We start from the raw sequence: 26,169 nt of genomic DNA, 5'->3' as shown, positions 1-26,169 counted from the left end.
GCGCGGGGCGCGAACTCATGCCCAACTGGCCACCAAGCATGAGACCACACTCGCCGACGCCGCCCGCCGTCTCCGAGATCGCGGGCGGCCCAAACTTGGTAGTCGTGGGCGCGGATTCACAGGGCCCGGGTCGGCCACGTTCCCGTCACACTCAACAGCCCCCGCGAGGTTGTTGTCGTGACCAACACCGTGCAGGCCGGCACCCAGTACTGAGCCCCGGTCATCTCCTGGCAAGGGCGGCCGACGGTGCCGCGGCGAGCCGGCTGCGGTCTTCGTGTCGTACTCAAGTCCTGCACTCGACGGTGGTCGCAGCGCGGGATCGGCCCCACGCAATTCTCGATGCAGGCGCGCCTCGGATCGGCCGCATCCGAACACTCTGGCGCGAGAGCTTCAGGTCTAAGCGTTGTCGGTCGTGGCCTCGAGGTCGCGCGCGGCTGACTGGATGAAGCTGCGGTACTCGATCGGGTAGTGCTGGGCGTGGTCCTCGAACCAGATCTCGGGAGCGTTCGCGGGCTAGCAGATGTCCAGGATCGTGGACACCCTCTTCCTGCCCCTGGTGACACGGGCCGGACGTCATTGACCACGCTCGTCCAGCCCATGGTTGCCCAGTGCTTCACGCCCCTCGCCGCACCGATCGACCCGATGATGAACGCATGACCGTGCTCCCTGCCGAGGCCGAGAACAGGCGACGCGCCGAGACACTCAAGGAACGCATCTACGTCACCTTCACCAGCCTTGCCGTGGTCCTCGCGCTGGGCTCCCACGCCGACGAGGTCACGCCCGGCTCGGCGGCAGCGACGCTGGCAATCACGGTGACAGGAACACTGCTCGCCGTGTTCGTCGCCGATGTGGTGGCTCACATCGCGGTGCACGCGTCCCTGCCCTCCGCCGACGAGTTCCGGCACATGCTCCGCGTGTCCATCGGGTCGATCAGCGTGATCGCGCTCCCCCTGATCTTCCTGGCATTCGCCGGTGCCGGAGTCTGGGAAACCGAACGGGCCCTGCGGGCCTCGACCTACGCGCTTGGGGCGAGCCTCATCGCGATCGGCTACCTGGCAGTCCGCCGCGTCCGGCTGCCGTTGCGTCAGCGGCTCATCGTCTTGTTTGCCGAGTTCGGCCTCGGCGTTGCCGTCGTCCTGGTGGAACTACTCGCCCACGGATAGCCGCCGAGCCAACGGAAAGACGACAGCGATCCTGTGCCTCACCCGACCGCTTGCTCCTCCCAGATCCCGCGCAACACAACGCGCCATGGCGGTGCGACGCCGTCGCGTTCGGGTCTCGCTCGTTCCTCGCGGAACCCGAGCCACTCCTCCCTGCATCCACTCGCCACATCTCACGACATGCCGGACACTGTGATGTCTCAAGACATCACATGGCGGTGGCGGTGGCGGTGGGATTTGAACCCACGGTGGAGTTACCCCCACACACGCTTTCGAGGTCTGGGCGTCGAGGTACGTGACCGGTCGCGGACGGCCGCTCGTGCTCGATGTCGGGTGGCGCGAACGCTCCCGAACAACGGCGACCCTGCGGAATGAGACTAGAAATGAGACGACGCCCGCCGCCGACGTGCCCACATGGCGACACGGCCGGGACGCAGTGCGCCGTGGTCGTAAGCGTCCAGCCTAAATGCCGCTCTGAGGGCAACTGCGATTGCCCGACCATCAGCGTGATGCGCCATACCCCTCCGGGGTCTCCTGCCGGGAGCGCGATCTTTCGGGTCAGTTGATCCTGCTGCCGAGTGACCCTTCCTCAGCCGGCCGCGAGCGGGTGGATGTCCTCGAGTGCGTGACCGAGGTGGTCCTTCTCGATCTCAAGGTCATAGCGGGTCTGCAGGTTGAGCCAGAATCGGTCGCTGGTGCTGAAGTAGCGCGCGAGCCGCAGGGCCGTGTCCGCGGTGATGCGACGCTTGCCGAGCACGATCTCGTTGATCCGCCGCGGGGGTACGCCGATGGCGACGGCAAGCTTGTTCTGGCTGATGCCCAGCGGCTCGAGGAAGTCCTCGAGCAGGACTTCGCCGGGGTGGATCGGGGTGATGGTGGTCATGGTGTTCACCCGCCTTCAGTGGTAGTCGACGATCTCGACGTCGGTCGGCCCGGAGTCGGTCCAGACGAAGCAGATGCGCCATTGGTCGTTGATCCTGATGCTGTGCTGTCCGACGCGGTCGCCCTGGAGGGCTTCGAGGCGGTTGCCCGGTGGCACCCGCAGGTCAGCCAGAGACTCGGCAGCGTCCAGCAAGGCGAGCTTGCGCAGGGCTGTGCGCTCGATACGCGGATCGAAGCGTTTGACCCGCTGCCGTGACCAGAGTCGCTCCGTCGCCGAGTCCCGGAATGACCTGATCACCCGCCCAGTATAACGCAACGCGTCATACCCGCTGCGTAGCCGCGTTGCGGAGGGCTACGGTCGACCGACCATGAGCGCCGGACGCAGCCGCAGTAGGGGTCGCGTTGGCGGGTGCCAACCATCACGTGGTGCTCGACCTGCCTCGACTGGCGGCTGCCGATGTCCCCGCGTCGAGCCGATCGCTTACATTCGTCGAGGGTCGGGAAACCCGAGGCTGACATATCCGGGCGCCCGCTTGGCGAGCGCAGCCGAGAGCACAGGTGTCTCGATGTCGTGGTAGTCGTGGACCTCAGCGGTCTGCTTGCCGGGGTAGGCGCGAAGTACACGTCCGGCGTACTGAACGAGTCTGCCCTTGAACGACACGGGCCGGCGATGAACAACGTGTCGAGCGCCGGGCAGTCGAAGCCTTCGCCGACGACCTGACCGGTTGCGACGACCACCAGGGGTGGACCGCCGTCTGCTGGGCTGAGCCGACTGTGGGCGGCAGCTCGCTGGCGTGCTCCCATTCCGCCCTTGAGCACGACGGGGTCCAGGCCGCGCGCCGTCAGACTCGCGGCGAGCTGGTCGACGTGGGCGATCCGTTGTGCCAGCAACAGACAGTGGCGCCCGCGGCCGTGGGCCTCGACGACGTCGGCGAGGATCTGTCCGTTGCGTACCTCGTCCTCGGCGAGCGCTCGATGGACGCCGGAAATCGCCCCGGGCACGGACAGGTCAACCGGAGCCTCGAGCCGGAAGCTGGTTGTGTGGACGACAAGCACTGGCCGCGGCCTGTCCGCGCCGACTCCTTCGAGCGTGTCGGGCTGTGCATGCTCGAGCGTGTGTCGAACCGGGCCGAGCTGGAACCCGATCAGGTCGTCAAGTCCATCGCGACGGTATGGCGTCGCGGTCAGCCCCAGCCAGTAGCGGGCAGGGATTGTGCGCACGGCGGACTCGAATGCGGCTGCTGGCACGTGGTGACACTCATCGACGACGACGAGGCCGTATCCGCCCAGCATCTCGTCGAGGTCAATCCGACGGGAGATCGTCTGCAGGGTAGCCACATCGACCACTCCGGTGAGCTTGGAGCGTCCGCCTCCGACCTGGCCGGGCTTGACGCCGAGCAGACTCAGGATCTGTCTGCGCCACTGGTCGGCAAGCGTCTTGCGGTCCACCAGCACGAGTGTTGAGGCGCCGCGTTCGGCGATGACAGCGCAGGCCATGACGGTCTTGCCCGAGCCCGGAGGAGCTACCAGCAACCCGAGCTCATGGGCAAGCACATCGGAGACCGCGGCCCGCTGGTCCTGGGTGAGTTCGATGTCGATCGAGAGCCTGTGCGAGGTCCCCCTCGCTCGGCGATCATCGGTCTCGATCTTGCTGCCGGCCTCCCCAACGAGCCTCGTCGTGGTGTCGAGGAGGCCGCGAGGGAGCACGAGGTGGTCGTCGAGGGTCTCGTCGTAGGACGTGATGATCCGCGGCACATTCCACGTGGACTGGCGTCGGCGTTGCCGCTCGTAGAACCCGGGGTTGTAGGTGGAGGCCGCGTGTTTGAGCGTCGCGTACAGCGACGGGCTCAGTTCGGAGCCGGGGATCCGCACTCCGCCGTCGAGGGTGAGGTGGACGATCTGCGCTGGGCTGGGTTGCGTCCTGGTCGACTTGGCCGGTAGGCCGTGAACCACCCGTGCCCCTACCGCAGGTTCCCGTAGCGAGGCGGCGAGCTTCGCCACCTGCTTGGGTGTGAGGCGCTGCAGGGTGGACAGGTATTCCCACTGATCGTCGTGGGGCTCGAGCGTCGCCAGGTCGAGGAAGACGGTCGTCCCGAGCTTGCGGAGCTTGCCCTGAAGGGGCGCCGCGATCAAGTTGCCCAGTCCGCGTCCGGGGAGTACGTCCTGCGCCGGGAAGAGGCGGTCATAGCACCGCAGGTTCATTCGGCCCCGGATCGCGATCGCTTCCCGGACAAGTGCGGTGCCGAGCTGGCGCGATGTCGCCGACGGCACCGGGTCGGTGAAGAAGATCCACACGTGGGCGCCGACTCCGGACTGTGAGACCTCCAGAGCCGCTGGCGCACCGACGGCTCGCGCCGCCTTCAGGTAGGCGAGGGCATCCAACATCGCCGCTGGGCCGTCGAAGTCCGCAGCGAGCCAGCACGTCTGGTCGCCCGGCATCATCGGGTACAGGCCGATGTGGATGTCACCCGTCAGATGTGCCGCGAGCACCTCGGGCGTCAAAGGGAGGTAGCGGTGATCGGCCGCCTTGCTGCCCTTACGCCAGCCGCCTTCCACGGCCGGCAGCCAGCCTGATGCGCCGGAGCGGGAGTTGTTCCAGCGGACGGCGTACGCATCTCGCCGGGCCGCGAAGAGGGCCGCGTAGAAGGTTACTTTCGCCTCCGACGACGAACGCCCATCAACCGGCCCTGGAGCCTTGTCGAACCACGCCGTCTGGGTGCCGCGCGCCGGCGATGCCTCGGCAGGGGTGAGCCTCAGGAGGCGGCGCAAACGAGCGTTCTCGCGCCGCAAGGCCTCGAGCTCGTCACGGACGTCCAGCATGGGATCCATCCTGCCGGTCGAACAGGCTACTGACTCTGCACGGCGGTGTCGCCGATCACTTGCCCACCTCCGGGTAACACGCCGCGTCCCCTGGAACACGCCGAGTTGACGGTGCAGAGGATGGACCCCGAGTCTGGAGTCCGTTCTCCACCAGCCCGCGTCGGTGTGATGCTCAGATGCCTGCCCGGCTGAGGCGCTCGATGAGGCTGGGTTTGCGTGAATGCGCTTGCCGCAGCGCGATGGTGCGCGACATGTACGCGTCGTAGCGGGCCTCGCGTTCGGCCAGCGCGCGCAGATCGGTGAGCAGCGTGACGGCGGCGTCGTACTCCCTCGGCTTCCTGGAGGCGATCATCGCCTCGAAGCGCGACCACACGGCGTCTCCCTCGGCTGCTAGCGCATCGAGTCGTCGTTCGTGGGCAAGACGGCGTGCCCGCTCTTGGCGTGCCGTGTGTTCGGCGCGCTGCGCGGCCAGCCGCCGGTCGCGGTCGGCCCGTCGGCGCGCGGCCTCGTCGAGCAGGTCGGCACGGTCCGACGCGCTGAAGCGGCGACGATCGTGACCGCCTCACTGCGGAAGCGGCGCAGAAGCTCCATCCTGACCCGCGCGGCCTCTCCCCGAACGACCCTCTCCAGGAGTCGGTTCTTCTCGGCAGCCGGGAGGCGATCCACCCACGCCGCGAGGTCATCGAGATCCTCGGCGCCCTCTCCCATCGGCGCGGACACCGCTGCCGCAGCCCCAAACAGGTCGTCGTCGAGGCGCAGGAACTCTGCCAGCGCCCGTTGCGCCCCAGAGAGTGCGCCAAGTCCGGGTGGCACGGGTGGTTCGAGATCGGCGCTGTCGTCGCGGTCGAAGACGCCCCCGTCGCGCTCCCACGAGCCGTGTGCAGCCAACCAGGCGAGGTAGAGCGGCCGCAGATCACCTGCAGCGAGTTCAGCACGAGTCCCGACCAGCGCCGACAGCAACGTCTCGGGTCGTCGTCGATGTCGAACTCTCCAGCATCGTCCTCACTCGTGAAGTCGAGCACGACGAAGCTGTCCGTGACCCACGCCTTCACCTGGTCGCCGGCACAGCAGTCATCCACGACATCGGGGTGCAGGAGGTCACGTGGCAGGCGAAACATCACTCGGTGGGTGCCCCAGTTGGCCACGTAGAGGTGCGCGTCGTAGTAGCGACCCATCAACTGAATCGGATCACCCCTGAAACCACCTCAGTGATACTCGTTCACGCAGCGGGTGGCAGTGATCGTCGCCCGGGTGGACAGCGACCGCACCTCTGCCCTTTCGGTGTCGTCCAGCGGTCGGTCGATCGCCAGGAATTCGTAGTATTGATACTCGCTCACGAGCCGACTACCAGATCGGCAAAGGCGAACCGTTCTGCCCGAAACTGGAGTCGTCACCCAGGTGGATAAACAGATGCCCTTCGATCGCGTCGGCGTCGACGAGGACCGCCCAGCCACGCCCGCTCAGCTGGTCGCCTTCGTCCAGAACCTCCCAGGTGAACTCGACACCCGACCGGCCGTCGCGATCAGCTGTGCGGCAGCTCAGCCAACCCCGCACGGCCACAAAGCCGAACTCACCGATGCCGTCATCGGCGAACTCGATGAAACCGGGTTGCACCAGGTCGATCGCATCGCGGTCCCACCCACTCATCCGCACGATCCGCCAACTACCCGCCAGGCGCACCTCAGACTTCGGAACACCTTCTGCCATGACGCAAGAGCGAAGCTCCGGCGCGGCGACCGGTTCCGCATGCCTGCACGCCTGTTGCGCTCGGGCTCGCCTCCGTCCGGCGCCGGCAGCACCGACATCGTGAAACGTCCGGGAGCCCCACCGCCCGCCAACGACCAGCCGAGTCGACGTCCTGCCCAGCAGGACCATCCCCATGTGAACGCTCGCCCGACCACGCCCGATCGCTGAGATGCGGTCGCGGACCGGCGCGGATCACTTGGCACCGCACGACACACGCTCTGCGGGCGTGTTCCTCATCCGGTTGCCGGTCGAAACGGACGTCCGCGAACCGTGCTGGACCCCGGGGAACGACGCATCGGTGGTCTCCGGGCGCCTGAATGAGAACACGAATGAGACTAAGCCCGGAAAACGTCGGCCGGCTCCGAAGGAGGCCGACCGACGTTTCCGCAGGTCAGCGGCGGTGGCGGTGGGAACCGTCGTTGGTCAGCCGCCTCGTTCCTCGGCGCCTGGCCCAACTCCTCCCAAATCCCGCAGCTCCCAATAACTGAAGCAGGACCCCGACGAAAAGCGTGTCGGGGTCCTGCTTCAGTTGGCGGTGGCGGTGGGATTTGAACCCACGGTGGAGTTACCCCCACACACGCTTTCGAGGCGTGCTCCTTAGGCCGCTCGGACACGCCACCGAGAGGAGACCTTACCCGAGCCTGCGTCCCTCGAAGAAATCGACCAGCAGGGCCGCCGACTCCTCGGCGCGCACTCCTCCGACGACGTCGACGTTGTGGGTGGCGAGGGGGTCGCGGGTCAGGTCCCACACGGAACCGCACGCTCCGGCCTTGGGGTCCCAGGCGCCGAAGACGAGCCGTTCGACGCGGGCCGCCATGGCTGCGCCTGCACACATGACACACGGTTCGAGCGACACGACGAGAGTGCACCCGTCGAGCCGCCACGTGCCGGCAGCCGAGGCGGCCTGGCGCAGCGCGACGATCTCGGCGTGACCGGTGGGGTCGCCGAGCTCCTCGCGCACGTTGCGGCCACGGCCGAGCACCTCGCCGTCGCCGGACACGACGAGCGCGCCGACGGGCACGTCCTCGGAGCCGACCGCAGCGGCGGCGAGCGCGAGCGACTCGCCGACCCAGGCGGCATACGTCTCTGCGGTCGCCGCCGCGACGGCCGCGGACGCTGGGGCTGAGGGGGTCTCGGATTGCTTGGCCACGCGCTAAGTTTCCACCCATGGACGTCCACGTCGCAGACCACCCGCTCATCGCCCACAAGCTGACCTATCTGCGCGACAAGCGGACGGACAGCCCGACCTTCCGCCGGCTGGCGGAGGAGCTGATGACGCTGCTGGCCTACGAGGCGACGCGCGACGTCCGGGTCGAGCCGTTCGAGATCGAGACCCCGGTGGCACCGACGACCGGCATCAAGCTGTCCAACCCGAAGCCCCTCGTCGTGCCGATCCTGCGCGCCGGGCTCGGGATGCTCGAGGGGATGGTGCGCCTCCTGCCCAGCGCCGAGGTCGGGTTCCTCGGCATGCAGCGCAACGAGGAGACGCTCGAGGCGCTCACCTACGCCAACCGCCTCCCCGATGACCTCACCGGCCGGCAGGTGTTCGTCCTCGACCCGATGCTGGCGACCGGCGGCTCGATGGCCGACGCGATCAGATACCTCGTCGACCGCGGCGCCGACGACATCACCGCGGTCTGCCTGCTGGCGGCGCCCGAGGGTATCGCACACCTGCAGGAGTCGCTCGTGGACACCGACATCCCGGTCAAGGTCGTCCTCGGGACGATCGACGAGAGGCTCAACGAGAAGGGTTACATCGTCCCCGGCCTGGGCGATGCGGGCGACCGCCTCTACGGCGTGGTCTGACCCCCTCACCCGATCCGGGTGACTCAACGGGCCACCTCGCTTGGCCCCGGCCGCACCGGGTCAGTCGGCATACGCCCCGGTATGCCGTCGACCCCGACTGCCGTAAACCTTCGTATGCCGCCGTATGCCGCCCGACCCGTATGCCGCCCGACCCGAAGTTGCCCGCCCGCCACCGCCGGGTGGGCACACTCCTACCCCGGTGGCCGGGTCAGTCGGGTAGTCGGCGCAGCTCTTCCAGGGTCAGGCCCAGGGTCTGGAAGCGCTGCAGCAGTCCGTGCAGGTGGGGTCCGTCGAGGACACTGCCGTAGAGGACGGTCCCCTTGGTGTCGGTGACCGTGGACTCCTCCAGCTCGGGGAAGGCGTCTCGCATGGCATCGGTCAGTCGTTCGGCGAGGATGAACTCGTAACGCACGTGAGTAGCTCCTCTTGTTTCCCGGGGGCGCTCTCGTCGCGGTCGACCGCGACGAGGGACCGCTCATTGGTAGCCATCGTGCAGCGCCGCGGGGCGAGTCGCTTCACCCTTGGAAGGTGTAACTGCCCCGAAGATCCCGGCGCCTGGAGGATGCACCGACGAGCAGCCCGGAAGGGTCAGAGGAAGCCGTAGCGCCGGCCGGCCGAGACGGCGTCCCGACGCGATGCGACGCCCATCTTGTGGAACAGCGAGCGCAGCTGGGTCTTGACCGTGTTGGGGCTGACAGCGCGCGCCTCGGCGATCTCGGCCACGGTCATCAGCGACGGGAGGTCCCAGAGCAGGGACAGCTCGCGCGGGGTGAGCAGCGGTACCGATCCGTCCGCCCGGGCGTGGTCTCCCTCGGCCGCGCCGGGGGGCGCCGGGACCTCGACATGGGTCAGGACCTCATCGACGAACGCCTCATATCGGCCGAACCTGCCTCGCCCGTTGTTGAGGCTCTCGACATTCTCCGGCGCGACCTGCAGCATGCGGCGGACCGCATGGCGGGGACCGGCGATCTCCAGCGCGGACAGCAGGGCGTCGTGCGAGACGGTCTGCTGCCCGTTGCGCGCAGCGAGGGCGGACTCCAGCAGCCAGGCAGTGAGCAGGCTCGTGACGAGCAGCGGCTCGGTGGTCCCGCGCAGGACCGGCACGAGCAGCGCCCGCGCCTCGGCGTCGTGGCCGAGCCGCGTCAGGTGCTGGGCGCGCAGGACGGCGACGTCACCGTCGAGATCGGGTACCTGGGCGCCGATGTCGATGGCGCGCTGGGCGATGTCGATCTGCCCGGTGGCCACCGCCATCCGGTGGTGCTCGGTCAGCTCCGAGCCGACCAGGACCGGGTTGAACCCCCAGCCGGCGAGCTCGTCGATGGCCTCGACCCGATCCTGCAGCAGCCTCCGTCTCGCTGCCGGGTCGTCGCGCAGCTCCGCGAAGTCGAGGTACGCCGAGATCGCCCGGACGCTGCGACGGAGGTCCTCGCTCACGTCGACCGGGCGGCGGTCGAGCCCCAGGCCGGCGTGCCGGTCCGGCCCCGCGATGATCGCGGCGGCAGCGTCGCAGAGCCAGCGAGACCGCCTGTAGTCCAGCCCCTCCAGCGCCGAGGCGGACGCCAAGATGAGCGCCGGCAGCAGGCTCGGCAGTGACAGCCAGCCATACGTCGTGGCCGATTCGAGGGCGACCTCGGCCCACTTGCGCATCTCGGCCAGGTCCCCGCGTGCGCCGGCGGCGCCCGCGAGCTGGGCGAGGCACGTCGTCTCCGTGTACGTGTAGCCGAGGCGGCTGGCAGTGCGCATCGCCTCGCGCAGCGCGGCCTCCCCCGCGTCGTACTGGCCGATCGCGAGCAGCAGCTTGCCGACGTGGGCGAGCTCGAGCAGCCCGACCTCGTCGAGCACCGCACCGGGCACGTGCGCCGGGCCCGTCCAGGCCACGACGAGCGCGACGATGTCGGCCATCTCTTCCGCTGGCGCAGAAGGGAATCCGTGCTCCGACACCCACGCAGGCAGAGCCTTCGTGTCGCCGTCGGCCAATGTGGTCGTGAACGCGGCGAACCACCCCACCGTGTCGGCGGCGATCTCGGCAGCTCCGGCCACAGCCTGGCGAGTCGCCAGCCGCGCGACCCGACGCAGCCGGTCCGCAGGCAGCCGCGACGGCTCGGCCTCGCGTTCGTTGCCGCTCGCGAGGCCGTCCATGAGCGAGATCGCGGCGGAGAGGTCACCCAGCTCGAGGCAGGACAGTGCCCACAAGCAGTGGTATGCCGTCTCGTCCGTGACCTCGGAGGGCGCCGCTGCGAGCAGCCGGCGAAGCGTGGCTGCGCCGCCGCTGAGCAGCAGCCCGACCGAGAGCCGGTCGAGGGCGAGCCGGCAGGTGGGCGCGTCGCCGGAGGCGACAGCGTGGTCCAGCGCCTTCATCGGGCCGTCGTGCTGGAGGTACCACTGGGCAAGCTCGACGTGCAGCCTGGCCTTCCGGTTGGCACCGGACCCCTCGACACGGGCTCGGAGGTAGCCGCGCAGGAGTGCGTGGTACCGGTAGCTGTAGCCGTCGGCGCCGTGCCGGGCGGTGACCAGGCTGTTGCGTCCGGCCAGCTGTCGCAGCAGCTCACCGGCGTCGTCGCGCCCGGACAGCCTCGTGGCGAGGTCCGCCGTGAGCACATCGGGCAGGCACGTGAGGAACATGAACTCCTGGATGTCCGCGTCGAGCCCCGAGAGGAGCTCGTTGACGAGGTAGCCGGCCACGGCGGCGTCGTCGGACTCGAACGACCGGAGGAACTCGTCCACATCCCGCCCCGTCCGCAGCGCGATGGCGGCCAGGCCGGCGCCCGCGGCCCAGCCTTCGGTCAGGTGGTGAAGGCGGCTCAGCTGGGGCCCGGTCAGCACGAGGCCCTGAGCCGACAGCATCTCCTCGAGCTCCTCGCGGCTCAGCCGCAGCTCGTCGTCGCGAACATCGCGGACGCGGCCCTCGAGCCGCAGCCGGGACAGGTGCAGGAACGGGTCGGAGCGTGACCCGAGGACGACGTTGAGGGTCGGCGGCGCCCACTGGAGCAGCAGGTCGAGCACGCCCAGTGCCTGCGCGTCGGTCACCTCGTGTACGTCGTCGAGGAAGATCCACAAGGGCGTCTCGAGCTGTGCGAGCCGGTCGACGAGGTCGCCCGTCGCGCCGCTGTCGGGCAGCCGTGGCGCGACGAGGTCCTCGACGATCGGGGACGCCTCGGAGTCGTGGGCGTTGAGGGCATGCTGGATCGCCGTGAGGAGGGCGCCCCACAGGGCATGGGCGTCGTTGTCGTCACCACTCAGTGAGACCCACCCGACGAGCGCGCCGTGGTCGAGCACGTCGTGAGCCCAGCGCGCAAGCAGCGTCGACTTGCCCGCACCGACCGAGCCGGTCACGACGACGATGGAGCCGGCGTCCCGCTCCACAGCCGACTCGAGCGAGAGCAACGGCCCCACCCGTTCTCGGTCGATCATCCAGTCCGCCAGGACAGGCATCCTGAACCTCGGAGCGTGGCGTGCCGCCCGCGCCCCCGTACCGCGTTCGCTCGTTTTCTGCACCGGTGCACTGCTTCCCGATTGAGGGGATCGGAATCAAATGACCGTCACGTCCACCTCCCCGTGTTGGGTGGACGGCTTCACACTAGCCCGCGCCGCTATCTGAAGCGGCCCATGTCCATTTTGTCAGAAACTTCGGAATATGCGCCTCATTCCGGAAACGCATCTCCCCATTCGGTGTCGCGGGCGTTTCGGTACCGGTCGCCCTGTTTCCTCGAGATCACCTCGCGCCCCGCCGTGCCATCCGGCCGGCACACCTGGAGCTCCACGAGACCCTTGCGCTTGATGGGGTGGCGCAACACGCGTGCGGGACGGGTCGCGGCCCCGAACCCGGCGAGGGCCGCCTGTGGCGACGCCCCCGCAACCCACGAGAACTTCTCGTCCTCGTAGGACAGGTCGCCGCCCTTGATCCGCCGATGCTCGGCCGAGCGGTTGACCCGCGCTGCGAAGTGGCACCAGTCCCCTTGTGGCAGAGGACAGCTCGCCGCGTGAGGGCACGGACCGAGCAGGGTCCACCCGGCCGCAAGCAGCGCGTCGCGTACACGCAGGATGCGTGCATAGCCGTCGGGCGTCCCCGGTTCGGCGACGACGACGACCGGGCCGCGAGCCATCGCGTCCTCGACGAGACGCGACTGCGCAGCCTCATCGAGCTCGCTCAGGACGTAGGAGACCGTGACGAGGTCGGCCTCGAATTCCGGCCACCGTCCTGCGACCGCCCGCTCGAACCGCGCCTGCGACAGCGCACCTGCCGGCGCGTCCGACACGAGCCGCCGGCCGAGCGCGAGCGCCTCGTCCACCTGGTCGAGCACCACGATCGACTCGAGCGAGCCGAACGCGGCCGCTGCGGCCCACGCCGCAGCACCCGTCCCACCACCCAGATCGAGCATCCGGCGCGGCGCGAAGCCCGTGCCCGCCACGTCGCGAAGGACCCGTGCCAGCGCGGCGTGAGTTGCCGGCATACGGTATGCGGCGTAGGCGGCCACCTGGATATCGCTCGCCAGGATTGGAGTGGCAGCGGGCGCAACCGCCCTATACCGTGCGACCAGCGCCTCAGTCGCCTGCACCAGGTGCCGCTCGTCGGCCCCGCGCAGGGTCCGGGCGAGCGCCTCCCGCAGCTCAGCCGCATAGGAAGAAGGTCTCGACACCGGTCCGGGCACGCGATGGACAATAGTCGCGTCACCCCCAGCTCCCGCGGGCGAATCGGGACACGCGGGGCTCCCATCCCACTTCACATCCGTCACTTGCGGCACACTGGCCTCAGACGTATGCCATTCGGCCATACCCTCCAAGGAGCGCACCCCATGGGTCCCAAGACCAAGAAGTTCATCGGGATAGCGGTGCTCGCCTTCTTCGCTTATGCCGTCTTCACCTCTCCCGACAAGGCCGCCGAGATCGTCGCGAACATCTGGGGTGTCATCGTCGACGGGTTCAATGCGATCCTGACGTTCTTCGGATCCTTGCTGAACCAATGACGCGACGCTGACGATCGGCGGGGGCAGGCACCATGGCAGCACGACGAAACAGCGACATCCCGACCGGGCTGACGCGCGTGCTGCTGCCCGGCGAGAAGCTCGTCATCGCCGTGCACGCCCACTGGGCGCGGCTCGCCGAGCCCGTCATCACCATGATCCTCGGCTTCTTCGTCGCCGTCTGGATCGACTCCAACGTGACGAAGTCGTCGCAGGTCGTCGGGACCCTCTTCTGGTGGGTCTTCTTCATCCTGCTCGCCCGGCTCATGTGGGAGCTGCTCAACTGGCAGCACAACTGGTTCGTCGCCACGGACAAGCGACTGCTGCTGCGCTACGGCCTGATCGTCCACAAGGTCGCGATGATGCCGCTGCTCAAGGTGACCGACATGAGCTACCTGCGGTCCATCCCCGGCCAGTTCCTCGGCTACGGCAAGTTCGTGCTCGAGAGCGCCGGCCAGGACCAGGCGCTGCGCGAGGTCAAGTGGGTCCCCAAGCCGGACGAGACGTACCGCGCGATCTGCGCCGAGATCTTCCACATCGTGCCGCCTCCCGCTGACGAGGACGACTTCGACGACGAGTTCGACGAGCTGGGTGGCGGACCGGGTGGCGGGCCCAGCGCCGGACCGAGTGGGCGCGGGTCCGGCGGTGGTTACGGCGGGTCGGGGGGCTACAGCCCCGGCGGCTACGGCCCCGGCGGCTACGGCGGCGGCCCAGGAGGAGCCACTCCCCCGGCCAGCCCGATCAGCGCCGGTGGTCCTCAACCCGGCTATCCCGATGTCCATCGCACCCACAACCCGATCCAAGACCGCCTCGACTCCTACTCACGCGCCCTGCCGATCCAGCGGACGCCCCGCCTGGAGACGGTGTACGAGAGCGAGGACATCAAGCGCCGCCGGCGGGCCGCCGACACCGGTCCGATCTGGCAGCAGCCACTCGCGAAGGATCTCCAGCCGCGGCCGTCCCAGACCGGTCAGACCGGCCAGTCCGGGCCTTCGCGGAAGCGGTCCCGCCGCGTCGCCGACCCGAGCGAGGACCCCGGCGACGACTGAGCCGCAGTCCGGCCCGGCGACTCACCCACGGGGCCGCCATCTCTCGCCCTCGCTGCGGGACGGGTCTAGTTTGGTTTGGACCAGTCGACGCACGCGTTCGGGAGGTCCAGATGAGTGTCTTTCGCACGAAGTCGGTCGAGGCGTCCATGGCCTCGTCGCAAGAGGCTGATCACCACCTCAAGAGACGTCTTTCCGCGCTCGACCTCGTCGTTTTCGGCGTCGGTGTCATCATCGGTGCCGGGATCTTCACCGTCACCGGTCGCGCGGCCCAGCAGTATGCCGGACCGGCCGTGGTGTTCTCGTTCATCCTCGGCGCCGTGGTCTGTGGGCTCGCCGCCCTGTGCTACGCCGAGTTCGCGTCCACCGTGCCGGTCGCCGGCTCGGCGTACACCTTCTCGTATGCCACTCTCGGCGAGATCGTCGCGTGGGCCATCGGCTGGGACCTGCTGCTCGAGCTGATGCTCGGCGCCAGCGTCGTGGCCCAGGGATGGTCCACCTACTTCGTGACGTTCCTCGGACAGCTGGGCGTCACCTGGCCCGAGTCGCTCGGGCCCGCTGACGGATGGCACTTCGACCTGCCTGCATTCATCCTCGTGGTGGCGCTGACCTTGCTCGTCGCCAAGGGCATCAAGGAGTCGCTGCGCGTCAACCTCGTTCTCGTCGCGATCAAGCTCTTCATCGTCCTGTTCGTGATCATCGCCGGCATCGGCTTCATCAACCGCGACAACTGGACGCCGTTCATCCCGCCATCCGCACCAGGGGCCAAGGGATCCGAAGGTATCCACGCCACGGTCCTGCAGCTCGTCGCGGGCGTCACACCGGCGACCTTCGGCGTCCTTGGCATCATGTCTGCCGCGGCACTGGTGTTCTTCGCCTACATCGGTTTTGACGTCGTCGCCACGACCGCCGAGGAGGCGAAGAACCCCCAGCGCGACCTGCCGATCGGCATCCTGGGATCCCTCGTCGTGTGCACCATCCTCTATGTCGCCGTCGCCCTGGTCATCACCGGGATGCAGAACTACAGCGACATCGACCCGAAGGCCGCGCTGGCGAAGGCCTTCATCGCGGTCGGCAAGGACGGCTACGCAACGTTGATCTCGGCGGGCGCCGTTGCGGGCCTGACGACGGTCGTCATGACGCTCATCATCGGTGCCACCCGCGTCACGTTCGCGATGAGCCGCGACAAGCTCCTGCCATCGGGGATCAGCACCACCAACCCCAACACCGGCACGCCGGTCAAGCTGACGTTCCTCATCGGCGGTGCGGTCGCGATCGCCGCGAGCGTCACGCCGGTCGGCACGCTCGAGGAGATGGTCAATATCGGCACCCTGGCGGCGTTCGTGCTCGTCTCGCTCGCCGTGCCGATCCTGCGCAAGCGCCGCCCTGACCTGAAGCGGTCGTTCCGCGTGCCGGGCAACCCATGGATCCCGTGGCTGTCCGCAGCGTTCTGCTTCTACCTGATCCTCAACCTGTCGCTCGAGACGTGGCTACGGTTCATCGGCTGGATGCTGGTGGGCTTCATCGTCTACTTCGGGTACTCAAGGAGCCACAGCAAGCTGGCCACCGGCGAACCCGAACCGGGCATGGAAGCCGAGGTCCTCAGCGACCGCTGAGATTCCAGCGTCCGGTGGGCGCCTACTCGGTTCGGTCCATCCAGCTCACCCTGGCCGGCTCGCACTGACACGGGCAGTCGGCCAGGCAGAGCGCCTCGAAGCACTCATCCAGACACTCGCACTCGGGCAACGGTGCAGCTCGGCCGGCCCGTCGAGCTCGCTCGAGCCGTTCGGCTCGTTCCACACGCCGCTTCTCGAGCTCGCCGCCGACCGTCGGATGATCATCCGGCACGCCCTTGCGGGCCCGTCGGAGGTCCCGTTGAGTGCGCCCGTCGAACCACCCCGTGGCTGGAGGCTTCCCCTTACGCGGATCGATCCCCCGGTCGAGCGGCGGCTGGTCGCCCGGCGGGCGGGCGTCGAGATGGCTCGGGAAGCGCCGGCCACCGTTGTCGACGAGCGTGTCCGGCGGCACCGGCCGCACCTCGCGCCCGACCTCGTCGAGGACCGCGAGACGGAGCCCAGCGAGGCCAAGGATGGTCGCGAACGTCCCTGCGTCGAGCTTCGCCTTGCCCGACTCCAGACGACCGACTGTCGCTGGCGAGACCCCTAGTGAGGCCGCCAGATCGCGCTGGCTGAGATCTGCGAGGCGACGCACCCTCCTGATGAAGCCCGGTCCTTCGAATACGTCGTCCATGTCGTCGCCTCTCTTGCACAGGAGTCTGGACGACACCGGTGACAGTGGCGGACTCGGCTTCGGGGCCCGTAGGACGCGGCGGCCAGGAGGTCCACCGGCGCGCTGTGAACTTGCTCCGGATTCGGGAGCAAGATCACAGCGTCCGAGAGCGACATCTCTGGAGGCCCGAGAGTCGGGCTTCCAGCGTGGAACCGCGCCTGTCATAGGGCCTTGATGATGTCCTCGACGCGCTCCTTTGCGTCGCCGAAGAGCATGGCGGAGTTGTCGCGGAAGAAGAGCGGGTTCTGCACGCCGGCGTAGCCCGCGTTCATCGAGCGCTTGAAGACCACGACGTCCTTGGCGTTCCACACCTGAAGGACCGGCATCCCCGCGATCGGCGAGCTCGGGTCCTCGGCCGCTGAGGGGTTCACGGTGTCGTTCGCGCCGATGACGAGCACGACGTCCGTCTCGGGGAAGTCGTCGTTGATCTCGTCCATCTCGAGCACGATGTCGTACGGCACCTTGGCTTCGGCGAGCAGCACGTTCATGTGGCCGGGCAGGCGCCCCGCGACCGGATGGATGCCGAACCGGACATCGACGCCGCGTTCGCGCAGCTTGGCCGTGAGGTCCGCGACGGGGTACTGCGCCTGAGCGACCGCCATGCCGTATCCGGGGGTGATGACGACCGAGCCGGCGTGGGTGAGCAGGTCGGCGACCTCCTCGGCGTTCGTCTCGCGGTGGTCGCCGTAGTCGACGTCCCCGCTGGTGACGGCGCCGTCGGAGCCGAACCCACCGGCGATGACCGAGACGAAGGAGCGATTCATCGCCTTGCACATGATGTAGGACAGGTAGGCACCGGAGGAGCCGACGAGGGCGCCGGTGACGATGAGCAGGTCGTTGCCGAGCATGAAGCCTGCCGCGGCCGCGGCCCACCCGGAGTAGCTGTTGAGCATCGACACCACGACCGGCATGTCGCCGCCGCCGATCGAAGCGACCAAGTGCCAGCCGAAGGCCAGCGCGATCGCGGTCATGATCGCCAGCGGCACGATCGACGCCGACGCGACGAACCACACGAGCAGCCCCGTCGACACGACGAGCGCCGCCAGGTTCAGCCAGTGCCGCGCGGGCAGCATCAGGGGCCGGGACGAGATGCGCGCCGACAGCTTGAGGAACGCGACGATCGACCCGGTGAACGTCACCGCACCGATGAACACGCCGAGGAAGATCTCCACGAGGTGGACGCCGTCGGTCTCCGCAGCGACCGCCCCGGCGCTCGAGGCGGTGGATGAAGCGAGGAACGTGTTGAACCCGACGAGGACGGCCGCCGCGCCGACGAAGCTGTGCAGCATCGCGATCAGCTCGGGCATCCCGGTCATCTCGACGATGCGCGCCCGCCAGATGCCGATCGACGCACCGATCGCCATGGCCACGACGATGAGCACGACGTTGAGCGCGGACGACCCGCGCAGCGCCAGCCACAGCGTCGCGACGAGCGCGAGGGCCATGCCGACCATGCCCAGGACGTTGCCGTCCTTGGCCGTCTCGTGCTTGGAGAGCCCAGCGAGCGACAGGATGAACAGAAGCGCGGCGACGATGTATGCCGCCTGGATGAGTGCGAGGTCCACTCCGGTTGTCACGTGCGCTCAGCCCTTCCGGAACATCGTGAGCATGCGGCGGGTGACGAGGAAGCCACCGAAGATGTTGATGCTCGCGATGAGGGTCGCGAGGAAGGCGAGGATGAGGATCGCCGCTGACATCCCAGAGCGCCACTGACCCAGCTGGATCAGCGCGCCGACGACGATGATGCCGCTGATCGCGTTGGTCACCGACATCAGCGGGGTGTGCAGCGCGTGGTGCACGTGCCCGATCACGTAGTAGCCGACCACGACCGCGAGCGCGAACACGGTGAAGTGCCCGAGGAAGCTCGGCGGCGACACCGCCGCGATCGCCCCGAACACGATCGCCGCGATCGCCATCCCGACGTACCGCCGGCGCGGATCCTTCGGCTTCTCCGGCTCCTTCACGACCGCCGCGGCCGTCGCGGCGACCACCGGGGCAGCGCTGACCTGGATGGCGGGTGGCGGCCACAGCAGCTCCCCGTCGCGGGCGACCGTCATGTTGCGCTGCACGACATCGTCGAAATCGAGGACGAGGTGCCCGTCCTTGCCTGGCGTGAGCAGCTTCATGAGGTTGACGAGGTTGGTGCCGTACAGCTGCGAAGCCTGAGTAGGCAGCCGCGCGGCGAGGTCGGTGTAGCCGATGATCTTCACGCCGTTGGCGGTGATGACCAGCTCGTCCGCCACCGAACCCTCGACGTTGCCGCCGTTGGAGGCAGCCATGTCGACGATCACCGATCCGGGCTTCATCGTCGCCACCATGTCGGCGGTGATCAAGCGCGGAGCGGGCCGGCCCGGGATCAGTGCCGTGGTGACGACGATGTCGACCTGCGGCGCTTGTGCGGCATACAGCTCGGCGGCGCGTCGGTTGAAGTCCTCGCCCATCTCGCGGGCGTAGCCGTCGGAGGACGCCTGGACCTCGGGCATCTCGACGGCGAGGAACTCCGCGCCCATCGACTCGACCTGCTCGGCGACCTCTGGGCGGGCGTCGGTCGCCCGCACGATCGCGCCGAGCGAGCGGGCCGTGCCGATCGCCGCGAGGCCTGCGACGCCGGCTCCGGCGACGAGAACGGTAGCCGGCGGCACCTTGCCGGCCGCGGTCACCTGACCGGTGAAGAAGGAGCCGAACTCGTGCGCGGCCTCGACGACGGCACGGTAGCCGGCGATGTTGGCCATCGACGACAGCACGTCGAGCGACTGCGCCCGGCTGATCCGGGGCACGGCATCCATCGCCATGCCCGTCACGCCCGCGGCGCGCAGCTTCTCGACGAGGTCCGGGCTGAGGGCGGGAGCCAGGAGCGCGACGAGCACCGTGCCCGGACGCAGCCGGGCGATCTCGTCATCGGTCGGCGGGTTGACCTTGTGGACGATCTGCGAGCCCCACGCCTCGTCCGCGCTGACCACGCGAGCCCCCGCGGCGGCATACGCCGCGTCGTCGAAGCTCGCGAGCGCGCCGGCACCCGTCTCGACGACGACGTCGTAGCCGAGCCCGACGAGCTGGGCGACAGTCTTGGGCGTCGCTGCAACCCGCGTCTCACGGGCACGCGACTCACGTGGGACACCGATCTGCACGCTTGGCTCCTTGCCGATCGAGGGGAGGCGGCACTGGATCATGAACCTAGACCACGAGGGGCCGCTATCGGGGTGAGTGCCTGCCAAATCACACCCGGTGGCCGGACCCCTCGGCGCCGCCGTCTCTGATCGTGGGCAGCCGGGCGGCGCCCGCGGAGTCAGGGGGCGAGAAGTGGACGACGCGCGCTTCACGGAGGTGTTCACAGACGCGGAGTCGATGTTGCACGAGAAGAGCGCAGGGGAGACCCTTTCGGCATGGATCAACCGCAGCAACGCGTAACCGATGGACAGACCCTCGTCGCAGGGGTGGACAGCTCGACCCAGTCGACCAAGATCGTCGTCTGCGACGCCGAGACCGGCGCGGTCGTGCGCACCGGCCGTGCGCCGCACCCGGACGGCACCGAGGTCCATCCGGACCGCTGGTGGGAGGCGTACGAGCAGGCCAGCCGCGGCGGCATCCTCGACGGGGTCGCCGCCATCGCCGTCGGCGGCCAGCAGCACGGGATGGTCGCCATGGACGAGGGCGACCGGGTCGTCCGCGACGCGCTGCTCTGGAACGACACGCGCAGTGCCGGTGCCGCCCGGGACCTCACGGACGAGCTCGGTGGCGTGGCCGCGTGGGTCGACGCAGTCGGCCTCGTGCCGGTCGCCAGCTTCACCGTGACCAAGCTGCGCTGGCTGGCCGAGAACGAGCCGGAGCATGCCGCGCAGGTCGCCCGGGTCGTGCTGCCTCACGACTGGCTAACGGGCCGAATCCTTCAGCAGGGCAACGGTTTCCACCGCTGGACCACCGACCGTGGGGACGCCTCCGGCACCGGCTACTGGTCAGCAGCCAAAGGCGACTACCGCCTGGACCTGCTGGAGCGTGCCTTCGGCCGGGTCCTCGAGGTGCCGGACGTCCTCGCGCCCGCCGAGGCCGCCGGCCACACCGACGGCGGCATGCTCGTGGCCGCCGGTACGGGCGACAACATGGGCGCGGCCCTGGGCCTGACCCTCTCTCCCGGCGATGTCGTGGTCTCGCTCGGCACGAGCGGCACGGTCTTCACCCCGCACGACTCGGCCATCCGCGACGAGACCGGCGCCATCGCCGGCTTCGCGGACGCCACCGGACGTCACCTGCCTCTCATGTGCACCCTCAACGCGGCGCGCGTGCTGACGGCCGCAGCCTCGATGCTGGGCGTCGACCTGGCGACGCTCGACCGTCTCGCCCTGTCGGCCGAGTCGGGCGCCGGAGGCCTCAGCCTGCTGCCGTACCTCGACGGTGAGCGCACTCCCGACCTGCCCGACGCCACCGGCACGCTGAGTGGCCTCACCCGTTCGAACGCCACCCCCGAGAACCTTGCTCGGGCGGCCGTCGAGGGCATGCTCTGCAACCTCGTCGCCGGTGTCGACGCGCTGCGTGACAACGGCGTGGCCGTCGAGCGGGTGCTGCTCATCGGCGGCGCGGCCGCCTCCCGGGCCGTGCGCGAGATCTCGCCGGGCCTGTTCCGCGCGCCGGTCGTCGTGCCCACGCCCGCCGAGTACGTCGGCGTCGGTGCCGCACGCCAGGCCGCCTGGGCGCTGTCCGGCGCGGCGGAGCCGCCCACGTGGGCCCTTGAGATCGACTCGGAGTATGCCGTCCCGCCAGGTGACACGTCCGAGGTGACCTCGCGCTACGCCGCGCTGCTCGCAGCCCTGCACGGCCGCTGACCCTCCCCCGGACCGCCCGACCGCCCGACCGCCCGACGGCCCCGGCACTAGCCGGACCGCCCGACCGCGCAACACACCCGGGAATCGTCAACTCACGATGGTTATTACCGTGCGGAGCTGACGACTTCCGGGTGTGTCGGCGCGTGGACTGTCAGGAGTGCGTGTGTCAGTCGGCGCGCATCCGAGACCAGCGTCAGGAGGCGAGCGCCTTGGCCTTGAGCTGGTCGAACTCCTCCTGGCTGATGGTGCCGTTGTCGAGCAGCTCCTTGGCACGCGCGATGTGGTCGGCGGGCGACATCGGTGTGTTCGCCAGCGTCCGGATGTAGCTCTCCTGCTTCTCCCTCAGCGACTCGGCGTCGGAGATGTGCCGGCTCTGCATGCCCTTGCCGCGCACGATGAGGTAGATGAGCGCCGTGATGAGCGGGAAGAAGATGAGCAGGATGATCCACAGCGCCTTCATCCATCCGCTGACCGAGTCGTCACGGAACAGGTCCGTGATGATCGTGAAGAGCACCATGAGGTAGGCCATGAAGGCGAAGAAGATGAAGATGAACCAGACGATGTCCCAGAACGACATGGGCGAGACCTCTCTCGGGGAAGGCTGCGGCGCGAGCTGCTGCTGAGCGTGCCTTCATACTGCTCTGGGCGACGGGTCCGGGATAGGTCTTCGGCTCACCCGCAACGGGTGATCAGACCGGGCGTTTCCGGCATCGTCGGTCAGCGTGGGCGTCCCGATTCCGAAGCCGGCGACCGGCTCTGGCGCATCTGCGTGTCCAGATCGACGAGTGGGTCACATCTGCTCGGGCGACTCCAGACCGAGCAGGTCCAGCCCGGTCGTCATGACGCGGAATACGAGCGCACAGAGCGTGAGCCGCGAGGCCCGCACCTCGTCCCGCTCGGCCTTGAGCACGTGGCAGTTCTCGTAGAAGGCTGAGAAGGCCTGCGCGAGCTCGAACAGGTATGCCGCGAGGCGGTGCGGTTCGTACGTCGACCCCACCTCGCCCACGACATCGCCGAAGCCGAGCAGCTGGATCGCCAGCGCCCGCTCGTGCGGTTCGCCGATGACGACCGGTGCGTGCTGGAGCGACGGCTCGAGCGCGACCTGCCTGAAGATCGAGCGGATCCGGGCGACGACGTACTGCAGATAGGGGCCGGTGTTGCCCGTCAGCGAGACCATCCGGTCCAGGTCGAAGACGTACTCGCTGTCGTGTGCGACGGAGAGGTCCGCGTACTTCACCGCGCCGATGCCGACCTGCCGTGCGATCGTGCCGCGCACGCTCTCCTCGAGGTCCGGCCGGTTGGCGTCGATGAGGGTCCGCGCCTTGTCCACCGCCTCGTCGAGCAGGGCCATGAGCCGCAGCGACGACCCGGACCGGGTCCGAAGGATCTTGCGGTCCTCACCGAGCACGTTGCCGATCTGGACATGGACAGGAGTGACGTCGTCCGGCAGCCAACCCGCCTTGCGGGCGGTGTCCCACACCATGTTGAGGTGCAACGACTGAGGTGCGCCGATGACGTAGAGCACGCGGTGGGCGCCGAGCTTGGCCACGCGGTACCGGATGGTGGCGAGGTCCGTGGTGCCGTAGTTGTAGCCGCCGTCGGACTTGCGGATGATCAGCGGCACCGGCTTGCCCTCGCGGCCGGTGTAGCCGTCGAGGAACACGCACAGCGCGCCGTCGGAGATCGTCGCGATGCCCTTGGCCTCGAGCTCGTCGCAGATCGCCCGGAGCTCGTCGTTGTAGCTCGACTCGCCCGCGAGGTCGTCGTCGGTCAGGGTCACCCCGAGCGTGGAGTAGACCTTGTTGAAGTAGATCTTCGACATGCCGACGAGGTCGTGCCAGTAGCCGAGAGTCTGCTCGTCGCCCGCCTGGAGCTTGACGACCCGCGCCCGCGACCGCTTGTCGAAGTCGCCTGCGCTGCCTGCCGGTTCGGCCTTCTCGGCGGTGTCGAACTTGGTCCGGGCACCCTGGTAGAAGGCGTTCGGGTCGCTCACGAGCAGCTCCGCCTCGGGCGAGTCCTCCCCGACCTCGAGCAGGTGCTCGATGAGCATGCCGAAGGGCGTGCCCCAGTCGCCGATGTGGTTCTGCCGGATGACGTTGTGGCCGAGATGTTCGAGGGTGCGGGCGAGGGAGTCACCCACGATCGTGGTCCGCAGGTGCCCGACGTGCATCTCCTTGGCGACGTTGGGCGCGGAGTAGTCGATCGGGATGTTCTGGGTCGGCTCCAGCGGCACGCCGGTCCGCTCGTCGCTGTCGACGTCGTGGAGCAGCTCGGCGAGCCAGGCGTCGGAGAACGTGAGGTTGATGAAGCCAGGCCCGCTTACGTCGACCTCGTCACACACGCCGTCGAGCTCGAGCGCGTCGACGATGCGGCTCGCGAGGTCACGCGGCGGCATACCGACCTTCTTGGCCAGCGCGAGCGCGGCGTTCACCTGCACGTCCGCGAACTGCGACGGCCGCAGCACCGGGTCCGCCTCGCGGTAGTCGTCGCCGAGGGCGACGGCGATCGCGGACTGGACCTTGGGCGTGAGCGCGACGAGCGGTGAAACCATGCGGGCCAGTCTATGAGCGCGCCATGAGTGCCCGCGCCCGCGTTTCGCCGCCGGTCAGGCCGGGTATGCCGTCCCACCCCTCAGCATCGGGGGCTAACGTCGCGAGCTCACTCCCCTTCGCGGTTGAAGCCGGCTCGGCGGGCTGCTTCCTCGTTGTAGAACCACACGTCCGGCTCGACGTCGTCATAACCGTCGTCGGCGGGCGCCAGGAAGGTCCGGCCCTCACGCGTGCCCTTGACGGCGTGGCCCAGCGGCTGGGCACCGTCGGCGAGCGGAGCGGCTGACCCGATCCCGAAGCCTCCGTCGGTGACCTCCTCGAAGGTGGAGATCCGGCGACCGCCCGGCGCTTCGGCGGGCGCCTCCTCGGCGTCCGGTTGTGGAGGGTTCTCGTCGTCCTGGTCTCCCAAGCCCTCCACACCCTGCCCTGTGTCGACGGCTGGTTGCGGCTCGGTCACCTCTGGCTCGGCGGTGTCCTGCTCGAGGCCAGGCACCCCGGGGGTCGTGGCCCACGGCTGTCCACGGTGGTCTCCCGGGTCACCCCCAGGAGTGCCCCCCAGCGCGACGTGCCTGTCCCGGTCCTGGAGGGCGGGAACCGCCTCGGCAACCGCCGCCGCGGGACTCGTCGTCTCCAGGTTCGTCTCGTCGGGCTCGTCGGAAGCGGCAGCGCCCATGTCCTCCTGCTCGTCTGGCGACTCGGCTGGCGCTGCTGCCAGATCCGGCCGGGTCTGCTCGTCCCGCTCGGCCGGGTTGCTCGCCGAGTCCTCCCCTTCATCGCCGGGAGCTGCAGCGCTGAGGCCGGGACCCGCCGCGGCCTCCGGCACGTCGCCCGAGGAAACCTCTCCAGGTGAGCCGGCCTCAGCCTCAGGCACGAACGTCGGACCGCTCCACGCGTCCTCCCTGGCCTCCGCATTGGGCTCGGCTGCTGCCTCGGGCTCGACCGCCGACTCCGGCTCGACCGCCGACTCCGGCGCTTCCGCGGCCTCGGCCTCAGGCTCGCGGGCCTTCGGCTCTGCTTCTGGCTCGGGCTCGCCCGCTGACTCCGGCACGGCCTCGGCCTCGGCCTCGGGCTCGAGGGCGCTCGGCTCCGGCTCAGTCTCGGCCGGTGTGCTTGCGGCAAAAGGATTCTCGGCGTCGGCGAGGTCTTCTTCGTCGTCCTCGTCGTGCGTGTAGGCGGCGCCCAAGGCACCAGCGGCGACGGCGCCCGCTCGTGCGCCCAGGCTCATCGACCTGGGTCCCGAGTCTGCCGACTCGGCCCGCGTGGTCGGCTCAGCCGGCACCTCGGTCACCTCGGGCACCTCGGACGCCTGGTCGGGACCTTGCCCGGCGAACCGCTGTCCGCGGTCGTCGACGAGATACCCCTCCGAGTCCGTCGGCACGTCTGGATCGACGAGGTCGGCGCGACGTGCAAGATCCTCGTGCTCGGCACGCGCAGCCTCCGCGGCCACGCGATGCTGTTCGGCCTGCTCCTCCAGATTCCTTGCGGCCGCGGCCTTCTCGTCCGCCTCGGCTCTCGCTTCCGCAGCCATCCGGCCTGTCACCGAAGCGCGGTCCTCTTGGTTCTGCACCTGCGGAAGACGCTCCTGCACGTGAGCGCGCAGCTCCGATGCCTCGAACCGTCGCGCGTCTGCCTCCTTGCTCCGACGGGCTGATGCAAAGAGCCAGATGATCACTGCGATGACCACGAGCGCGACGACGATCCACAGAATCGTCTTTCCTGTGTCGGACATGCCATCCCCTTCGGTTCCGGGACCGTACGAACACCTCTCACGCAACCTACTGCGCACAGTCGCCGAGCGGAGCGATCAAGGCCCCGGTCACCCACACGCCCGCCGTCCCCGGAGTCGCCCAGCACACCACCCCAAACCCGTATGCCGTCGGGTCCCCATTGCGCCGATCGTGCTCCGACCTGCGGGCTGGTCTCGCTGTGGATAACGCGAAATGCGCTGTGCTGCAGGCGAATTCCACCAGAACCAGGTTGCGCGCCGTTCGAACATGTGTGCTACTCCTCACCTTGCCGTGGGTAGCGTGATGGTGATGCCGCCGCAGCACAGGTAGATGCTGGCGGCGAGGGCGTCGGGGTGGTGGTAGCCG

The 26,169-nt window shown here is 68.9% G+C and carries 22 protein-coding genes and 1 tRNA gene; 6 read left to right on the top strand and 17 right to left on the bottom strand.

Going from position 1 to position 26,169, the window contains the following annotated elements; genetic code table 11:
- Positions 1-653: 653 nt before the first annotated feature.
- Positions 654-1,163 carry a hypothetical protein gene (locus ACWEOW_RS14005; protein ID WP_452269820.1) on the top strand — a complete coding sequence of 170 codons (510 nt, stop codon included), beginning with the start codon at positions 654-656 and terminating at the stop codon, positions 1,161-1,163.
- A 586-nt stretch (positions 1,164-1,749) separates the two neighbouring features.
- Here the strand turns inward: ACWEOW_RS14005 and ACWEOW_RS14000 are convergent.
- The 8 genes from ACWEOW_RS14000 to ACWEOW_RS13965 all read right to left on the bottom strand — a co-directional run bounded on the left by ACWEOW_RS14000 (position 1,750) and on the right by ACWEOW_RS13965 (position 7,758).
- Entirely contained in the window at positions 1,750-2,043 is a 294-nt protein-coding gene (locus tag ACWEOW_RS14000) for a HigA family addiction module antitoxin (protein ID WP_452269819.1), read from the bottom strand.
- Positions 2,044-2,058: 15 nt separating this feature from the next.
- Complete coding sequence (locus ACWEOW_RS13995; protein WP_452269818.1) at positions 2,059-2,340, bottom strand: type II toxin-antitoxin system RelE/ParE family toxin; 282 nt, start codon at positions 2,338-2,340, stop codon at positions 2,059-2,061.
- Complete coding sequence (locus tag ACWEOW_RS13990) at positions 2,337-4,862, bottom strand: TOTE conflict system archaeo-eukaryotic primase domain-containing protein (protein ID WP_452269817.1); 2,526 nt, start codon at positions 4,860-4,862, stop codon at positions 2,337-2,339. The genes ACWEOW_RS13995 and ACWEOW_RS13990 overlap by 4 nt, the downstream gene beginning before the upstream one ends.
- Before the next feature lie 172 nt (positions 4,863-5,034).
- Complete coding sequence (locus ACWEOW_RS13985; protein WP_452269816.1) at positions 5,035-5,235, bottom strand: hypothetical protein; 201 nt, start codon at positions 5,233-5,235, stop codon at positions 5,035-5,037.
- 17 nt (positions 5,236-5,252) lie between these two features.
- Positions 5,253-5,750 (bottom strand): hypothetical protein, encoded by a 498-nt coding sequence (locus ACWEOW_RS13980; protein WP_452269815.1) that lies wholly within the window; start codon positions 5,748-5,750, stop codon positions 5,253-5,255.
- Between the two features lie 456 nt (positions 5,751-6,206).
- Positions 6,207-6,569 (bottom strand): hypothetical protein, encoded by a 363-nt coding sequence (locus ACWEOW_RS13975; protein WP_452269814.1) that lies wholly within the window; start codon positions 6,567-6,569, stop codon positions 6,207-6,209.
- 569 nt (positions 6,570-7,138) lie between these two features.
- Positions 7,139-7,228, bottom strand: a tRNA-Ser gene (locus ACWEOW_RS13970).
- An 11-nt stretch (positions 7,229-7,239) separates the two neighbouring features.
- Entirely contained in the window at positions 7,240-7,758 is a 519-nt protein-coding gene (locus ACWEOW_RS13965) for a nucleoside deaminase (RefSeq protein ID WP_452269813.1), read from the bottom strand.
- Between the two features lie 17 nt (positions 7,759-7,775).
- Here ACWEOW_RS13965 and upp point away from each other — a divergent pair, with 17 nt between their 5' ends.
- Positions 7,776-8,414, top strand: a complete 639-nt coding sequence (gene upp / locus ACWEOW_RS13960) for a uracil phosphoribosyltransferase (RefSeq protein WP_452269812.1) — start codon at positions 7,776-7,778, stop codon at positions 8,412-8,414.
- Between the two features lie 208 nt (positions 8,415-8,622).
- On the opposite strand, the gene ACWEOW_RS13955 is transcribed toward upp, so the two are convergent.
- The 3 genes from ACWEOW_RS13955 to ACWEOW_RS13945 form a co-directional block, all read right to left on the bottom strand.
- Complete coding sequence (locus ACWEOW_RS13955) at positions 8,623-8,826, bottom strand: hypothetical protein (RefSeq protein WP_452269811.1); 204 nt, start codon at positions 8,824-8,826, stop codon at positions 8,623-8,625.
- A gap of 176 nt (positions 8,827-9,002) precedes the next feature.
- Positions 9,003-11,846, bottom strand: coding sequence for an AAA family ATPase (locus ACWEOW_RS13950; RefSeq protein ID WP_452269810.1), 2,844 nt, complete (start codon positions 11,844-11,846; stop codon positions 9,003-9,005).
- A 209-nt stretch (positions 11,847-12,055) separates the two neighbouring features.
- Positions 12,056-12,889 carry a small ribosomal subunit Rsm22 family protein gene (locus ACWEOW_RS13945; protein WP_452269809.1) on the bottom strand — a complete coding sequence of 278 codons (834 nt, stop codon included), beginning with the start codon at positions 12,887-12,889 and terminating at the stop codon, positions 12,056-12,058.
- Between the two features lie 318 nt (positions 12,890-13,207).
- On the opposite strand from ACWEOW_RS13945, the gene ACWEOW_RS13940 reads away from it, so the two are divergent.
- The 3 genes from ACWEOW_RS13940 (at position 13,208) to ACWEOW_RS13930 (ending at position 16,037) form a co-directional block, all read left to right on the top strand.
- Entirely contained in the window at positions 13,208-13,378 is a 171-nt protein-coding gene (locus ACWEOW_RS13940) for a hypothetical protein (protein ID WP_452269808.1), read from the top strand.
- A 32-nt stretch (positions 13,379-13,410) separates the two neighbouring features.
- Complete coding sequence (locus ACWEOW_RS13935; RefSeq protein WP_452269807.1) at positions 13,411-14,424, top strand: PH domain-containing protein; 1,014 nt, start codon at positions 13,411-13,413, stop codon at positions 14,422-14,424.
- 110 nt (positions 14,425-14,534) lie between these two features.
- Positions 14,535-16,037, top strand: coding sequence for an amino acid permease (locus ACWEOW_RS13930; RefSeq protein ID WP_452269806.1), 1,503 nt, complete (start codon positions 14,535-14,537; stop codon positions 16,035-16,037).
- 22 nt (positions 16,038-16,059) lie between these two features.
- On the opposite strand, the gene ACWEOW_RS13925 is transcribed toward ACWEOW_RS13930, so the two are convergent.
- The 3 genes from ACWEOW_RS13925 to ACWEOW_RS13915 form a co-directional block, all read right to left on the bottom strand.
- Positions 16,060-16,671 (bottom strand): helix-turn-helix domain-containing protein, encoded by a 612-nt coding sequence (locus ACWEOW_RS13925; protein ID WP_452269805.1) that lies wholly within the window; start codon positions 16,669-16,671, stop codon positions 16,060-16,062.
- Between the two features lie 200 nt (positions 16,672-16,871).
- On the bottom strand, positions 16,872-18,275 hold the full coding sequence (pntB, locus tag ACWEOW_RS13920) for a Re/Si-specific NAD(P)(+) transhydrogenase subunit beta (protein WP_452269983.1): 1,404 nt from the start codon (positions 18,273-18,275) through the stop codon (positions 16,872-16,874).
- Between the two features lie 18 nt (positions 18,276-18,293).
- A complete protein-coding gene (locus tag ACWEOW_RS13915; protein WP_452269804.1) occupies positions 18,294-19,838 on the bottom strand; it encodes a Re/Si-specific NAD(P)(+) transhydrogenase subunit alpha in 1,545 nt (514 codons plus the stop codon).
- Between the two features lie 255 nt (positions 19,839-20,093).
- Here ACWEOW_RS13915 and xylB point away from each other — a divergent pair, with 255 nt between their 5' ends.
- Entirely contained in the window at positions 20,094-21,527 is a 1,434-nt protein-coding gene (gene xylB, locus ACWEOW_RS13910; protein ID WP_452269803.1) for a xylulokinase, read from the top strand.
- A 193-nt stretch (positions 21,528-21,720) separates the two neighbouring features.
- Here xylB and ACWEOW_RS13905 read toward each other — a convergent pair whose 3' ends face one another.
- The 3 genes from ACWEOW_RS13905 to ACWEOW_RS13895 form a co-directional block, all read right to left on the bottom strand.
- Positions 21,721-22,104, bottom strand: a complete 384-nt coding sequence (locus ACWEOW_RS13905) for an SHOCT domain-containing protein (protein WP_452269802.1) — start codon at positions 22,102-22,104, stop codon at positions 21,721-21,723.
- 213 nt (positions 22,105-22,317) lie between these two features.
- A complete protein-coding gene (gene argS, locus ACWEOW_RS13900; protein WP_452269801.1) occupies positions 22,318-24,078 on the bottom strand; it encodes an arginine--tRNA ligase in 1,761 nt (586 codons plus the stop codon).
- A 107-nt stretch (positions 24,079-24,185) separates the two neighbouring features.
- Positions 24,186-25,805 (bottom strand): sunset domain-containing protein, encoded by a 1,620-nt coding sequence (locus tag ACWEOW_RS13895; RefSeq protein WP_452269800.1) that lies wholly within the window; start codon positions 25,803-25,805, stop codon positions 24,186-24,188.
- Positions 25,806-26,169 lie beyond the last annotated feature (364 nt).

It is taken from the genome of Monashia sp. NPDC004114 (assembly GCF_053603855.1).
This window is presented reverse-complemented; position numbering and strand designations above follow the sequence as displayed.

Coding starts and splice junctions, on each gene's coding strand:
- ACWEOW_RS13950 (WP_452269810.1), bottom strand. CDS start 11,846: ATGCCTGTCCTGGCGGACTGGATGATCGACCGAGAACGGGTGGGGCCG.
- xylB (WP_452269803.1), top strand. CDS start 20,094: ATGGATCAACCGCAGCAACGCGTAACCGATGGACAGACCCTCGTCGCA.
- ACWEOW_RS14000 (WP_452269819.1), bottom strand. CDS start 2,043: ATGACCACCATCACCCCGATCCACCCCGGCGAAGTCCTGCTCGAGGAC.
- ACWEOW_RS13940 (WP_452269808.1), top strand. CDS start 13,208: ATGGGTCCCAAGACCAAGAAGTTCATCGGGATAGCGGTGCTCGCCTTC.
- ACWEOW_RS13990 (WP_452269817.1), bottom strand. CDS start 4,862: ATGCTGGACGTCCGTGACGAGCTCGAGGCCTTGCGGCGCGAGAACGCT.
- ACWEOW_RS13905 (WP_452269802.1), bottom strand. CDS start 22,104: ATGTCGTTCTGGGACATCGTCTGGTTCATCTTCATCTTCTTCGCCTTC.
- argS (WP_452269801.1), bottom strand. CDS start 24,078: ATGGTTTCACCGCTCGTCGCGCTCACGCCCAAGGTCCAGTCCGCGATC.
- ACWEOW_RS13925 (WP_452269805.1), bottom strand. CDS start 16,671: ATGGACGACGTATTCGAAGGACCGGGCTTCATCAGGAGGGTGCGTCGC.
- ACWEOW_RS14005 (WP_452269820.1), top strand. CDS start 654: ATGACCGTGCTCCCTGCCGAGGCCGAGAACAGGCGACGCGCCGAGACA.
- upp (WP_452269812.1), top strand. CDS start 7,776: ATGGACGTCCACGTCGCAGACCACCCGCTCATCGCCCACAAGCTGACC.
- ACWEOW_RS13895 (WP_452269800.1), bottom strand. CDS start 25,805: ATGTCCGACACAGGAAAGACGATTCTGTGGATCGTCGTCGCGCTCGTG.
- ACWEOW_RS13930 (WP_452269806.1), top strand. CDS start 14,535: ATGAGTGTCTTTCGCACGAAGTCGGTCGAGGCGTCCATGGCCTCGTCG.
- ACWEOW_RS13935 (WP_452269807.1), top strand. CDS start 13,411: ATGGCAGCACGACGAAACAGCGACATCCCGACCGGGCTGACGCGCGTG.
- ACWEOW_RS13975 (WP_452269814.1), bottom strand. CDS start 6,569: ATGGCAGAAGGTGTTCCGAAGTCTGAGGTGCGCCTGGCGGGTAGTTGG.